Origin of the sequence: Citrobacter amalonaticus (assembly GCF_002918555.1) — a bacterium.
In the GTDB taxonomy this organism is placed as follows: domain Bacteria; phylum Pseudomonadota; class Gammaproteobacteria; order Enterobacterales; family Enterobacteriaceae; genus Citrobacter_C; species Citrobacter_C amalonaticus_A.
The window spans coordinates 718,306-732,103 of record NZ_PQMB01000003.1; the positions used below are offsets into that span (position 1 = coordinate 718,306).

Annotated in this window: 11 protein-coding genes; 5 read left to right on the top strand and 6 right to left on the bottom strand. The window is 55.8% G+C overall.

The window, feature by feature from the left end; all coding sequences use genetic code 11:
* Window positions 1–167 precede the first annotated feature (167 nt).
* Genes C3432_RS16190 through C3432_RS16210 form a run of 5 tightly spaced genes read right to left on the bottom strand, consistent with a single transcriptional unit; the run spans window position 168 to window position 5,795 of the window.
* Window positions 168–1,226: a glycoside hydrolase family 130 protein gene (locus C3432_RS16190; RefSeq protein WP_103777578.1), complete on the bottom strand. Its 1,059-nt coding sequence runs from the start codon at window positions 1,224–1,226 to the stop codon at window positions 168–170.
* Window positions 1,210–2,793 carry an alpha-glucosidase gene (locus tag C3432_RS16195; protein WP_103777579.1) on the bottom strand — a complete coding sequence of 528 codons (1,584 nt, stop codon included), beginning with the start codon at window positions 2,791–2,793 and terminating at the stop codon, window positions 1,210–1,212. The genes C3432_RS16190 and C3432_RS16195 overlap by 17 nt, the downstream gene beginning before the upstream one ends.
* Window positions 2,794–2,804: 11 nt before the next feature.
* The gene (locus C3432_RS16200; protein ID WP_016154601.1) at window positions 2,805–3,632 is read right to left on the bottom strand and encodes a carbohydrate ABC transporter permease; all 828 of its coding nucleotides are present in this window, start codon (window positions 3,630–3,632) and stop codon (window positions 2,805–2,807) included.
* Window positions 3,633–4,499, bottom strand: a complete 867-nt coding sequence (locus C3432_RS16205; RefSeq protein WP_047499175.1) for a carbohydrate ABC transporter permease — start codon at window positions 4,497–4,499, stop codon at window positions 3,633–3,635.
* A 9-nt stretch (window positions 4,500–4,508) separates the two neighbouring features.
* Window positions 4,509–5,795 carry an ABC transporter substrate-binding protein gene (locus tag C3432_RS16210; RefSeq protein ID WP_103777580.1) on the bottom strand — a complete coding sequence of 429 codons (1,287 nt, stop codon included), beginning with the start codon at window positions 5,793–5,795 and terminating at the stop codon, window positions 4,509–4,511.
* 211 nt (window positions 5,796–6,006) lie between these two features.
* Between C3432_RS16210 and C3432_RS16215 the strand changes: the two genes are divergently transcribed.
* From C3432_RS16215 to C3432_RS16230, 4 genes are all read left to right on the top strand, one after another.
* Window positions 6,007–7,053, top strand: a complete 1,047-nt coding sequence (locus C3432_RS16215; RefSeq protein ID WP_103777581.1) for a LacI family DNA-binding transcriptional regulator — start codon at window positions 6,007–6,009, stop codon at window positions 7,051–7,053.
* Between the two features lie 25 nt (window positions 7,054–7,078).
* Window positions 7,079–8,467 carry a phosphomannomutase CpsG gene (locus C3432_RS16220; RefSeq protein WP_103777582.1) on the top strand — a complete coding sequence of 463 codons (1,389 nt, stop codon included), beginning with the start codon at window positions 7,079–7,081 and terminating at the stop codon, window positions 8,465–8,467.
* A complete protein-coding gene (locus C3432_RS16225; RefSeq protein ID WP_103777583.1) occupies window positions 8,464–9,531 on the top strand; it encodes an ABC transporter ATP-binding protein in 1,068 nt (355 codons plus the stop codon). Before C3432_RS16220 ends, C3432_RS16225 begins: the two co-directional genes overlap by 4 nt.
* A gap of 141 nt (window positions 9,532–9,672) precedes the next feature.
* The gene (locus C3432_RS16230; RefSeq protein WP_103777584.1) at window positions 9,673–11,691 is read left to right on the top strand and encodes an NADPH-dependent 2,4-dienoyl-CoA reductase; all 2,019 of its coding nucleotides are present in this window, start codon (window positions 9,673–9,675) and stop codon (window positions 11,689–11,691) included.
* A 109-nt stretch (window positions 11,692–11,800) separates the two neighbouring features.
* Here C3432_RS16230 and rlmG read toward each other — a convergent pair whose 3' ends face one another.
* Window positions 11,801–12,937 (bottom strand): 23S rRNA (guanine(1835)-N(2))-methyltransferase RlmG, encoded by a 1,137-nt coding sequence (rlmG, locus tag C3432_RS16235; protein ID WP_103777585.1) that lies wholly within the window; start codon window positions 12,935–12,937, stop codon window positions 11,801–11,803.
* 84 nt (window positions 12,938–13,021) lie between these two features.
* Here rlmG and C3432_RS16240 point away from each other — a divergent pair, with 84 nt between their 5' ends.
* On the top strand, window positions 13,022–13,522 hold the full coding sequence (locus C3432_RS16240) for a M48 metallopeptidase family protein (RefSeq protein WP_103777586.1): 501 nt from the start codon (window positions 13,022–13,024) through the stop codon (window positions 13,520–13,522).
* Window positions 13,523–13,798 lie beyond the last annotated feature (276 nt).

A 13,798-nucleotide genomic window follows, 5' to 3' on the forward strand; every position in this document is an offset into this window, starting at 1 on the left:
AATACAATGTGAAATTAAATATACAGATTTGCAGGGCATTTATTGCCCTGCCCTTCTGTTACGTATTTTCATTATTTGCAGCAAAGATTCGTCCACCAGCGGCTGCAACGAGTAAATCGACGCCCCTGCCAGAAGCGGGTTTACCTGCCCAGGACGCTCTGCGGCATTTATTTAACCCCCAGATGCCGCCACAGTTTGTCCAGCGGCATTGTCGCCAGCGCCACACACTCATCGGCGGCGCCATACCAGACGTGCAGCGTCTCATCGCGGATCAGCGCCCCACAGGTGAACACCACGTTGCCGAAGAAGCCTTCGCGCTCGTAAGGCGCATCTGGCTCCAGCAACGGTACCGGTGATTTCGCCAGAATGCGGGTCGGATCGTTGAGATCCAGCAGCAGCGCGCCGAGGCAGTAGCGCTGATCGGCATCCACACCGTGGTAGATCTCCAGCCAGCCGCGATCGGTTTTTAATACCGGTGCGCCGCCGCCTGATTTACGGCAGTCCCAGGCATCGCCGGACCGTCCCAGCAGGTGGCGATGGTTGCCCCAGTGCAGCATATCCGGCGACTCGCAGATCCAGATTTCCGGATGACCGAAGTGGCACGGGGCCGGACGGGTCAGGGCGTGATATTTACCGGCGATCTTTTCCGGGAAAAAGCAGACGTCGCGGTTGTCCGGGCAGAGGATCAACCCTTTTTTCTCCACCGTGACAAAATCTCTGGTCACCGCCAGCGCGGTAGAGATCCCCAGCGACGACACCGCCGAGTAGTTGATGTACGCGATATCATCGATGCGGGTGATCCGCGCATCTTCGCAGCCGAACTCTTCATATTGCGTATCGGCGATGATAAACGGCTGGCTGTCAATCCGGAAGTTCACCCCGTCGCGGCTGCGCGCCAGGCGCAGATGCGACATGGAGGTCAGCCACACCCGCGCCGGATCGCTTTTCAGCACGATCACCCGCGGATCGCTGAAATCATAGCGTTCATCGCGACGATCGAAACTCGCGGTGGCCTGTATCCAGCCCGCATCGGTTTTTTCCAACAGCGGTACGACACGCTGCTGCGGGTCGGAATTGATCACGCTTTCCGCCACCCGCAGCAGCAGAACGATCTCCCCGTCACACTCCGTTACGCCAGCATTGAAAACACAATCGACCTTCCTGCCGGGCAGTGAAGGCGTCACGTCTGCCGGGGTAATCAACGGGTTTTTACTGTGCCTGTCCATGTACTCTCCTTTTGATCAAACATTGATTCTTGCCAATCCATTGCGCCTCCTCTCCGTACAGCACCTCAGCCTCAATCTCCTGCCACGGATTGCGAACGGGCGCACCAAAGTTGATGGCGACCCAGACCTGATCCGCCGCCGTCGCACGGGTAAACCAGACGCATTCATCAGTGAGGTTAAGCGAGTCCTGCTGTCCCTGATGCAGCGCCGCAACGCGGCGGCGCAGGGCGATAAGCAGCCGGTACTGATGCCAGAACGATGTCTCATCCTGCTGCTGGCGCTCCGCGTTAATCAGGGCGATATCGCCGCCGACGGGCATCCACGGCGCGACGGAGGAAAATCCGCCAAAGGGGGCGTCGCGCCAGGGCAGCGGCGCGCGCGAACCATCCCGCGAATGTTCAATAGCCAGCGCCAGCGCCTGCTGCGGGCTGCTGCCTGCGGCAAGGGCGGTGCGGTAATGGGTTTTTCCCTGAATATCAAAAAGCTGCTCTGCCGTTTGCGGACGGTAGTCGGTCACCCCCAGCTCTTCTCCCTGGAAGATAAACGGCACGCCGCTCACCGTTAGCTGGAGCGCCAGCACCGCCAGCGCCCGCCCGGTATCGCGCTCGTTTTCGCCAAAGCGGCTGATCATCCGTGACATATCATGGCTGGAGAAAAACAGCGTCGGTAAACCCGACTGCGCAGCCAGCGTGGTTTTTAACTGGCTGAAAAGACGGGAAACATCAAAGGTTTTCTGGCTGCCGATATTGAAATTAAACACCACGTCCATCAGTTGCGGGCTTTGATAGCGGCTGAGCACGTCAGGGTCTTCGCTGCCGATTTCGCCAATCAGGAAATAGTCCCCCTGCGCCCGAACATGGGCACACAGCCGTTGCAGCGTCTCCGGGAGTCGCGGCTGATTGATGTCAAATTCATGGCGCTGCTCGCCGTTCTCTTCCGGGTTATCAGGCCCAATGCCGTCGGTAGTAAGAAAGTTGATGACGTCAAAGCGAAAGCCGTCCACCCCCTGCGTAACCCAGAAATCCACCACCCGGTAAATTTCCTGTTCCACCGCGGGGTTGGCCCAGTTGAGATCCACCTGGCCGGGCGCGAATTTATGGTAATAAAACTCGCCGGTGTCAGGCTCAGCGGTCCACGCGCTGCCGGAAAAGAAAGAACGCCAGTTATTCGGCTGGCGGCGAAAAAGGAAATAATCACGATAGCGGCTGCCCGGATTATTCCACGCATCGCAAAACCAGGGATGTTCTGAGGAGACGTGATTGACCACCAGATCGATAATCACCCGAATGCCTCTGGCGTGGCAGCCGTCAACCACCCGGCGAAAATCGTCGAGAGTGCCGAAACGGGCGTCAACGGCGCAGTAATCGCTGATATCGTAGCCGTTATCCACCAGCGGAGAGGGATAAAACGGCGTGATCCACACCGCGCCGATGCCCAGCGCCTGCAAATAATCCAGCCGGGAAATCAGGCCCGGAAAATCGCCCAGCCCGTCGTTATTGCCGTCGCAAAACGAAGGCAGATAAATTTGATAACAGGTACACGCCTGCCACCACGGTTGCTTTTTCACCGTCACGTTCCTTATTTCAGTGATAACGACATGCCTTCGAGGAAGTATTTTCTGAACAGAATAAACAGGACAACGATTGGCAGCATCTGCACCACCGACCCCGCCAGCACCGGTCCCAGGTAGATGCCATAGGATTTACTGAAGGTGGCGAGCAGCACCGAAAACGGCATTTTGTCCACTTCGCGCATCACGATCAGCGGCCAGAGAAAGTTGTCCCATGAGCTGGAAAAGGTGAACAGCGCGACAATCGCCAGAATGGATTTATTCAGCGGCATCATCACATGCCGCAGGATCCCCCACAGGCTGGCGTGATCGAGCCTTGCGGCGTACAGGTAATCATTCGGCGTGCCTTTAAAGCTCTGCGAAACCATGAAAATGCCCCAGGCGCTCATCGCATACGGCAGGATCATCGCCCCGTAGCTGTTGATCAGCCCCAGTTCACGCATCAGGACAAACTGTGGAATGATGAACATAAAGACCGGGAAAACCATCTGCACAATCAACAGGTTGCGAAACGCATTTTTGCCGCGAAACTCGGTTTTCGCGACGGCATATCCCACCAGCATTGAGGTCAGCGTGACGCAGACGGTAATGGTGAGCGACACAAACAGCGAGTTAACCAGGGTGCGCAAAAAAGGTTTGTCCGCCCGGTTGCTGTTATCGAACAGAAAAGCGTAATTCTCCAGCGTCAGATGACCGGAAAACAGCCCGGTCGTGTAGATTTGCGCCGTCGGTTTCAGCGAGGAGATCACCATCCAGATAAAAGGATAGAGCCAGGTGAGCGCCAGCAAAAACATCACGGCGTGAATGAGCAGCGTTAAGGGAGTCAGTTTCTTCATTCACACAATCTCGATATGTTTTTCGAATACTTTGCGGAAGACCCAGATGGCGAGGAAACTGCATGCCGCAACGATAATCGACATGGTCGCCGCCCAGGTTGGCTTCATTTTCTGGAACGCCACTTCATACATCACCACCATCGGACTGGTGGTGCTGTTGAGCGGTCCACCGCCGGTGATAAGATACGGCTCGGTAAAGATGCTGAACGCCACGGTAATCGCCAGCACCATCACCATCACGATTTGCGCGTTCATCATCGGCAGGGTAATCGCCCAACTTTGCTTAAACTTCCCGGTTTTATCCAGCTGCGCCGCACTGTAAATATCCGCGGGGATCGCCACCATCCCGGAATAGAGAATCAGCCCGTAATAACCGACGAATTTCCAGGTCACAATTAACGCAATGGATAACATGGCGCAGTCAGGGTTGGTAAACCAGGGCACAGAGATGCCGAAACTGGCCTGTAAAAATTGATTGACCGGCCCGTATTCGCTGAACAATTTTGAAAAGACGATGGAATAGGCCACCCCCGAAGAGATATTCGCCAGTAAAAAGCTCAGGGCAATAAAACTTTTCCCGTACTTAATTTTTCGTAATCCCGCGGCAAACAGCAGCGAGGCAAGAAAGACAATCGGGATATACCACATTAAAAAACGGCACACGTTCCACATCGACTGCCAGAATAACGCGTCATGAAACACGCCAATGATATTCTGTAATCCGCTAAACGTCGGCGTGCCAATAAATTGCCAGTTCGTCACGCTGAGCACGACCAGCCAGCACAGCGGATAAAACCAGAACAGCAGCGAATAACCGATCCACGTGGAGGCCAGCAGGCCTCCGGTGCGGGATTCATATCCAGCCATTTTTTCCCCTTATTTCGCCAGCAACGTATTAATTTCCTGCGCGGATTTATCGAGGGTGGCAGCCGGATCGGCGTGGTTGAAAATGACCTGCTCCAGCATCTGCGTCATGCTGCGCTGAATCTCCGTGGTTTGCGTAGTGGCCGCTGGCGGCAGCGCGACGTCCACGTAAGAAGCGATCGCCTTCTCCAGCGGGTTTTTCTCAAAGTAATTCACAAACAGCGGATTACTCATTAAATCACTGCGTGCTGGCGGCATACCGGTCAGCTCCAGCCAGCTCCGGTCATGTTCAGCGTTGTTAAAGACCCACTGAATAAACGCCCACGCCTGCGCTTTGCGCTTGCTGGAACTGAAGATCACCACCCCTTTGCTGTCGCCGAACGTATACGGGTGCGCGTCGCCTTTCTCGGTGAGCATCGGCCCAATTTGCAGCGTTTTGAGGATCTCCGGATACTGCTTATGGTAGCGGGCGATATCCCACGGACCGCGCGCGGACGCCAGCACCTGCCCGGTCGCTAACGGATCGTCGGCGGCGGTGAAATCGTAGCTGCTCCACTTGCTGTTAAAGACTTTCCCCATAAAGGTCAGTACCGCCTGTCCGGCAGGATCGGCAAACGTCGCCTGATGACCCGCGAGGTAAGGTTTACCCCCGTTTTGCGCATAATAAAGCGGAATAAAATCGAACCAGCGTTCCCACCAGTTTTTCCCGGCGGTCATCTGGATAACATAGCCGTTATTATCCGCCGCCCGGCGCTCTGCCAGCTGATAAAGCTCATCATAACGGGTCGGAACATGGTCAAAACCATACTGCTTAAGTAAATCGCCCCGCCACCACCAGACGATAGGATTAATATAGATCGGCAGAACGTGTTGCTCGCCGTTTAATTGCCATGCAGGAATAATTTTGCCCATCTGTCGGTTATTAACGAGTTCATTAAAACCGCTCATTTTAGAAAGGTCTTCCAGCTGACCAATTTCCACCAGCTGGCTGGCAAAACCGATAAAGATATTACTGGAGATATCGGGTTCCGTGCCGGAAGCCAGCGCGTTCATTATTGCCTCTTCAGAACTGCTGGCGGCAGGAATGGGGGTAAATTCGACCGGGGTATGCGCCGGGTCTTTATTCCATTCTTTAACCATAGTATTCCAGAAGGCTTCTTCATTTTCGTTTGGTGCCACCCACATTTTAATTGGCGCTTTTGCTGTCTCTTCGGGTTTTTTATCATCCGGACCGCAGCCGGAAATACAAAAGGCGAATAGTACACAGGCTGTCAATTTAGCTGTTTTTACAACTCTCACGATAACTCTCCATTCACTTTCAATAAGTATTGATTTACCGCTACCCTGCTATTGAATGGAGCGTAAATTAACACCCCCTTTTTATGTTTAACGTTAAACAAATCACAAAACGATTTTTGTTTAACGTTAAACTTTGCATCAACGTTCAACGCAATGGACGACAGAAATAAATAATTCACGCAAATATATAACCCCAGCAAATATATTAAAAATGAAAATAAACGTTAATGATAATAAAGATAAGAAACGTATTACGATAAAATCATTGGCCAAAGTTATGGGTATTTCCCATACCACGGTGTCGAACGCATGGAATAATCCGGAAAAATTATCCCCGGAGCTGCGCCAGCGAATTTTGCAATATGCCAGCGAGCTTGGCTTTCAGGGACCGGACAAGCTGGCGCGCGCGCTGCGTACCGGCAAATCTGACACCATCGGCGTGATATTCAACGACTCTATGAGTTACGTGTTTATCGATCCCCACGACATTGCGCTGATGCGGGGGATCGCCGTCCAGTGTGAAGAACAAAACGTCAATCTGGTCTTGATCCCTTTGCGTAAGCGGCAACAGACGCCGCTCAACACCCTGGTTGATGGCTATATTCTCAACGCCACGCATAACAATGCGGCCATGATCCAGCACGCGCTGGCTCACGGACGTCCGGTGGTCACGCTCGATTTTCAGTTTCCCGACCACAGCAGCGTCTCCATCGATAACGCCTGCGCCATGCGCGATATTGCCCGCTATCTGGCCGATAAAGGTCACCGGCATTTCGGCATCATCGCCTTTCCGTCACAGCCCCCGGCGCAGGGAATGTGCGATCTGACCGCCCCCGTCACCGGCGACAACCTGCTGATGCTCTCCCGCGTGAATGCCTGCCGGGAGGTTTTCCGGCAGCGCGGCTTCGCCCTTGAAACGTGCTGGCTGTATCAAACCCGACACGATGAAGAACACGGCGAAAAGGCGGCCAAAGCGTTACTGGAAACCCATCCGGAGATCACTGCGCTGATCTGCCTTTCCGATCGCTTCGCCGTCGGCGCGATCCACTACTGCCAACGGCAGCAGCTGGCGGTCCCGCAGCGGGTTGCCGTTACCGGTTTCGATAATCTTGCCGTGGATGTGGCGGGAATGCGCCTGACCACCATCGCGCAAGACGCGGAAAAGAAAGGGGAAATGGCCGTCAAATTGCTGCTCACCAGGGGACCGGTGACCCACTATGAATTGCCTTACCAGCTCATCATTCGGGAGTCAGCCTGACTCATTAATTACAGAAGAGTGGATTATGGATGAACTAACCTGTTTTAAAGCCTACGACATTCGCGGTGAGGTTGGCGTCAACCTGACGCCGGATATCGCCTTTCGTATCGGTCGCGCCTACGCCGCCTGGCGCCATCCGCGCCGGGTGGTGGTCGGTGCCGACATTCGCCTTAGCTCGGAATCATTAAAATCCGCCGTGACCGACGGGCTGATTTCCAGCGGCGTGGATGTTATCGACATTGGTCTGTCAGGCACCGAAGAGATCTACTTCGCCACCCGGGAACTGCGTGCCGACGGCGGCATTCAGATTACCGCCAGCCATAATCCGGCGCAGTACAATGGTATGAAGCTGGTGCGCGAAGAGGCGCGTCCGATCAGTAATGACAACGGCCTGCTGGAGATAAAAGCGCTGGCGGAGCAGAACCGCTTTGCGCCGATAGTCAGACACGGCAGCCTCATCCCTTATGATAATCGCCCCGCCTGGATTGCCTGCCTGCTGCGCTTCCTGAGCCGCCCACCGCGCCGCACGCTGCGCGTTGTGGTCAACGCCGGGCACGGAACCGCCGGTCCGGCGCTGGATGCCCTCGACGGCGCCCTGCAATCCCACGGCATGGATATTGAATTTATCCGTCTGCACCATCAGCCTGACGGTCATTTCCCGGCGGGCGTGCCGAATCCGATGCTGGAAGAAAATCGGCGGGTGACGCAGCGGGCCGTTATCGCCCATCAGGCCGATTTCGGCGTCGCCTGGGATGGCGATTTTGATCGCTGCTTCTTCTTTGACGAACGCGGCGAGTTCATCGAAAGCTACTACCTGGTGGCGCTGTTCGCCCGCCATTTCCTGCAACAGATGCCGGGCAGTACGGTGATCCTCGATCCCCGCCTGACGTGGAATACGCTGGAAACGGTCAGCAACGGCGGCGGCAAGGCGATTATCAGCAAAACAGGGCACGCCTTTATCAAAGCGCGGATGCGCGAAGAGGATGCGGTCTACGGCGGAGAAATGAGCGGCCACCACTACTTCCGCGATTTTGGCTACTGCGACAGCGGGATGATCCCACTGGTATTGATGCTGCAAATTATCGGCAGCGACAGCCGTCCGCTGTCGGCGTATATCGAACACGCCCAGGAGCGCTTTCCGGTTTCCGGCGAAATCAATCTGACGGTGGCCGATCCGCAATCGATCATGCAATCCATTGCCGCTCACTATCTGCAAGCCGGCGGCCTGCGTGACGATTGTGACGGGTTGAGCATCGACTTCGTTGGCTGGCGCTTCAACTTACGCGCCTCCAACACCGAGCCGCTGCTGCGCCTGAACGTGGAAACCCGCGCGGATACGGCACTGCTGGCGCGCAAAACCGATGAACTTTTAACGCTGATTACAGCCTGGGATTCTGACAAGGAGAGGTTATGACCGCGCTAAGCCTGAGCAATATTCATAAAGTCTGGGGCAAGAACACCATCATTGAAAATCTGTCGCTGGAGATCGCCTCCGGGGAATTCATTGTGCTGGTTGGCCCTTCCGGATGCGGGAAATCCACGCTGCTGCGGATCATCGCCGGACTGGAAATCCCCGACGGCGGTAAACTGGTCATGGGGGGAAAAGAGGTCACCAGGCTTGCGGCGGGTAAACGCAACCTGTCGATGGTGTTTCAGTCCTACGCCCTCTACCCGCATATGACCGTCAGGGAAAATCTGTCATTCGGTTTACGTAATATCAACATGCCCGCCGCCGGGATTGATAAGCGGGTCGCTCACGCCGCCAGCATGCTGAAGCTGGAAGAGATGCTGGACAGGCTGCCGCAGAATCTCTCAGGCGGACAGCGCCAGCGCGTGGCGATCGGGCGTTCTATTGTCCAGCAACCGGAACTGTTTCTGTTTGATGAACCGCTGTCTAACCTGGATGCCGCGTTGCGGGTCGGGATGCGCCAGGAGATCCAGCAGCTGCATAACACCCTGAAAAACACCATGATCTATGTAACGCACGATCAGGTGGAGGCGATGACGCTGGCCGATCGCATCGTGGTGCTTTACAAGGGAAAAATTGAGCAGGTGGGCACGCCGCTGGAGCTGTATAACACCCCGGCAAACCTGTTCGTCGCTGAGTTTATCGGCACGCCGAAAATCAATGTTCTGCCAGCGGTATGGCGCGAAGGCGCGCTGCATATCGCCGATAACCTCGTCTTCCGCCTCACCCGTCAGCCCGCAGGCGTCAGCGACGGGGACAAACTGTTTGTCGCCATCCGCCCGGAGCATATGCAGTACCAGCAGACCGGGGATTTCACGTTGCAGGGGCGTACCCGGCTGTGTGAATTACAGGGCGATTCCACGCTGGTGTGGTTGGATCTGGCCGGCCACCCCGTGTGCCTGAAGTCTTTTCAACAGCTTAGCTTCATGCCGGATACCCCGCTTACGCTCACCGTACAGGAGTCACACCTGCACCTCTTTGACGGTCTGGGGAAACGACTGGCGTTCTGACCTACACGCCCTTGCGCCCGCAGGGGCATTTTTTGAATCCCATCACAATCATTGCATTCCCCTTTTCCCTTTTACGCCGCGACGGCTAAATTAGTCACTCATCCGACCACATAACAATAATTTTACATACGGGACACCCTTATGAGCTATCCGTCGCTGTTCGCCCCGCTCGATCTGGGCTTTACCCGGCTTAAAAACCGTGTGCTGATGGGTTCGATGCACACCGGACTGGAAGAGCATCCCGATGGCGTCGAACGCCTGGCGGCTTTCTACGCCGAGCGTGCCCGGCACGGTGTCGCCCTGATTGTCACTGGCGGTATTGCGCCGGTCTCCTCCGGGGTGGTGATGGAGGGCGGCGCGCTGCTCAACGATGCCAGCCAGCTCCCCCATCATCGCGTGGTTACCGATGCGGTTCACGATGCGGGTGGCAAAATCGCGCTGCAAATCCTGCACACCGGCCGCTACAGCTATCAGCCACAGCTGGTAGCGCCTTCGGCAATCCGCGCGCCCATCAACCGTTTTACCCCCCACGAGCTCAGCCACGCTCAGATAGAGCAGTTGATTGAGGACTTTGCCCATTGCGCACAGCTGGCGCGGGAAGCGGGTTATGACGGGGTGGAGGTTATGGGTTCGGAAGGCTATCTGATCAACGAATTTCTCACCCTGCGCACCAACCAGCGCGACGACGAATGGGGCGGCGATTACGGCAACCGGATGCGTTTTGCCATTGAGGTGGTGCGGGCGGTGCGCCAGCGTGTCGGGAACGATTTTATTATTATCTACCGCCTGTCGATGCTCGATCTGGTAGAGAACGGCGGCACCTTTGATGAAACCGTGCAGCTGGCGCAGGCGATTGAAGCGGCTGGCGCAACACTCATCAATACGGGGATCGGCTGGCATGAAGCGCGTATTCCGACGATCGCCACGGCGGTGCCGCGCGGGGCTTTTAGCTGGGTGACGCGCAAGCTGAAAGGTCACGTCACGATCCCATTAGTTACCACCAACCGCATTAACGATCCTCAAGTCGCCGATGACATTCTGGCGCGTGGTGATGCGGATATGGTATCGATGGCGCGCCCGTTTCTGGCGGATGCCGAACTGTTGTCAAAAGCGCAGTCGGGACGTGCCGATGAGATCAACACCTGCATTGGCTGCAACCAGGCCTGTCTGGATCAAATCTTCGTCGGCAAAGTCACCTCTTGCCTGGTGAATCCACGCGCCTGCCACGAAACCAAAATGCCGATCGTTCCGGCCACGCGGATCAAAAACCTGGCCGTCGTCGGCGCTGGCCCCGCCGGGCTGGCGTTTGCGATTAATGCCGCGGCGCGGGGACATCATGTGACGCTGTTTGATGCGAACGCTGAGATCGGCGGGCAGTTTACTATTGCCAGACAGATCCCCGGCAAAGAGGAATTTTATGAGACGCTGCGCTATTACCGGCGAATGATCGAGGTCACCGGCGTCACCCTGAAGCTCAACCAACGGGTGAGCGCAAACGATCTTCAGCCGTTTGATGAGGTGATCCTCGCCAGTGGCATCAAACCGCGTAAGCCGCCAATCGAGGGAATCGATCACCCGAAGGTGCTGACTTACCTTGAGGTACTCCGCGATAAAGCGCCCGTGGGTAAACGCGTGGCGATCGTTGGCTGCGGCGGGATCGGCTTTGACACCGCCATGTATCTCAGCCAGTCCGGCGACCCGACCAGCCAGAGTATCGCTGAGTTTTGCGTAGAGTGGGGGATCGACACCAGCCTGCAACAGGCTGGCGGTCTGCGCCCGGAAGGGCCGCACCAGGCACCAGGCTCGCGACAAATTGTGATGCTACAGCGCAAGGCCAGCAAGCCGGGCGAGGGGCTGGGCAAAACCACCGGATGGATCCACCGCACTACCCTGCTCTCTCGCGGCGTGAAGATGATCCCGGCGGTGAGTTATCAGAAGATCGATGACGAAGGGTTGCACATATTAATCAATGGAGAACCGCAGACGCTAAACGTGGATCATGTGGTGATTTGTGCAGGCCAGGAGCCCGCACGGGATCTCGTCGATCCGCTACGCCATGCCGGTAAAACGGTACATCTGATTGGCGGATGCGATGTTGCGACAGAACTGGATGCCCGCCGGGCAATTGCTCAGGGCACCCGTCTGGCGCTGGAGATATGAAACAGCCCGATGGCGTCACGCGTAACATGCTGAAAATTTGTGTTTTATAAGCCGGATAAGCCGCAAGCGAGCTATCCGGCAGAACAGGCGTGACGTTCCTGCTATCTGGTTAACGACGACGTCCCAGCTTCACTGATTTCAGCACCACAAACTTATTGTTGGTGGCAATGGTGACGCAGTTGCCGAAAATCTTCTTCAGCTTGTGGAAGTAGTCGAGGTGACGGTTCGCCACAATATACAGCTCACCGTTGATCTTCAGGCAGCGACGAGCGTGGTGGAACATCTCCCAGGCGATGTTATCGGTCAGCGCATGCTTCTGATGAAACGGCGGGTTGCACAGCACCGCGTTAAAGCGGAACGGCTCAACGCCGGACAGCGCGTTGTTAATCATAAATTCGCAGCGATCCAGCGCGTCCGGCAGGTTGGTTTCCACGTTCAGACGGCTGGAAGCCACCGCCATCGGGGATTCATCAACAAATACCACGCTTGCCTGCGGGTTTTTCTCTAAAAGCGTCATCCCAATCACGCCGTTACCGCAGCCGAGGTCAACAATCTCGCCTTCCAGATTTTCCGGCAGATGCTCGATAAAAAAGCGCGCGCCGATATCCAGCCCGGTACGGGAGAAGACGTTAGCGTGGTTGTGGATAGTCCAGTCGGTGCCTTCCAGTTTCCAGCTCAGGGTCAGAGAGGTGTCGGCCAGCTCAGGCTTGCTGAACGTGCAGTTAATCAGGCGCGCTTTCTTCCACGCCAGCGTGGTAGTGGTTGGACCCAGCACCTTTTCAAACAGCTCCAGCGTCGACGTGTGAATATCGCGGGCTTTCGCCCCGGCGATAATTCGCGTTTGTGGTGTCACCACGTTGCGCAGCGCGCGCAGCTGTTGCTCCAGCAGCGCCATCGTTTTGGGGATCTTAATCAGCACCACGCCCGGCGCCTGCGGATATTCCGCGGTGCTGTCGAGAAATTTGACGCTGGACTCCGCGATGTCGTTATGGCACAGGTTTTCACGCGTCGCCAGCTCGCTTAAGTAAGAATCGCCAATGCTGTACGGCGAATGTTGCGCCAGCGCACAGCCCAGCGCGCCGAAGGTATCATTCAGGATCAGCACCGGACCGCTAATCGCAGTATCGTCCAGCTGTTGCAGCAGATATTCATCCGCCGCTTCCCACGCCAGCAGTGGGTTAACGTCATCCGTCTTTGGAAAACGTTTTAGTGTCAGTGAACGGAAACCGTTGTCTGTGTGGCTCATCGGCCCTCCTGAATGGTAAAATTGCGGCGTTATCCCTGAAAAGGGTGCGTGAGTATACACTTTTTATGATTGGTATAGGCAAACATGAGCCAACTAACCTACCTCCAGGGATACCCGGAGGATCTGCTTTCCCAGGTGCGCACGCTGATTGCCGGGCAGCGGCTTGGCGCGGTACTGGAGAAACGCTATCCGGGAACGCACGACTTCGCCACCGATAAGGCGCTCTGGCAATATACCCAGGATCTGAAAAACCAGTTTCTGCGTAATGCCCCGCCGATTAATAAAGTGATGTACGACAATAAGATACACGTGTTGAAAAATGCGCTGGGACTGCATACCGCGGTATCGCGCGTTCAGGGCGGCAAGCTGAAAGCCAAAGCTGAGATCCGCGTCGCGACGGTGTTTCGTCACGCGCCGGAGCCGTTTCTGCGCATGATTGTGGTGCATGAGCTGGCGCACCTGAAGGAAAAAGAGCACAACAAAGCTTTTTATCAACTTTGCTGCCATATGGAACCGCAGTATCACCAGCTGGAGTTTGATACCCGCCTGTGGCTGACGCATCTCGCGCTGACGCAAAATAACTGAAAACCGCCTTTTGCCACGGCGAAAACAGCATCACTATCGTCGCTCAGAAATCGGTTAACCGGTGCGCGAGTAAAATGCCAGAGTGCGCACTAGCGCACTGGCTTTGTCATCAAGACATGCTATACAAGTCATACTTCAAGTTGCTGATGCGTAGGCTTTGTTACCCGGCCCATCCCTGGACCTCGCCCTGTGGGGCCAGCGCAAGCGCTGTTCAAAACGACGACGCGTTTTGTCCCGCAACTCGGATTATTTATGTATAAATTGGCAAAAGATTCC

What these genes read in the sequence shown, in the direction of transcription:
- C3432_RS16230 (WP_103777584.1), top strand. Translation starts at nt 9,673, where the DNA reads ATGAGCTATCCGTCGCTGTTCGCCCCGCTCGATCTGGGCTTTACCCGG.
- C3432_RS16225 (WP_103777583.1), top strand. Translation starts at nt 8,464, where the DNA reads ATGACCGCGCTAAGCCTGAGCAATATTCATAAAGTCTGGGGCAAGAAC.
- C3432_RS16190 (WP_103777578.1), bottom strand. Translation starts at nt 1,226, where the DNA reads ATGGACAGGCACAGTAAAAACCCGTTGATTACCCCGGCAGACGTGACG.
- C3432_RS16205 (WP_047499175.1), bottom strand. Translation starts at nt 4,499, where the DNA reads ATGGCTGGATATGAATCCCGCACCGGAGGCCTGCTGGCCTCCACGTGG.
- C3432_RS16215 (WP_103777581.1), top strand. Translation starts at nt 6,007, where the DNA reads ATGAAAATAAACGTTAATGATAATAAAGATAAGAAACGTATTACGATA.
- C3432_RS16200 (WP_016154601.1), bottom strand. Translation starts at nt 3,632, where the DNA reads ATGAAGAAACTGACTCCCTTAACGCTGCTCATTCACGCCGTGATGTTT.
- rlmG (WP_103777585.1), bottom strand. Translation starts at nt 12,937, where the DNA reads ATGAGCCACACAGACAACGGTTTCCGTTCACTGACACTAAAACGTTTT.
- C3432_RS16220 (WP_103777582.1), top strand. Translation starts at nt 7,079, where the DNA reads ATGGATGAACTAACCTGTTTTAAAGCCTACGACATTCGCGGTGAGGTT.
- C3432_RS16240 (WP_103777586.1), top strand. Translation starts at nt 13,022, where the DNA reads ATGAGCCAACTAACCTACCTCCAGGGATACCCGGAGGATCTGCTTTCC.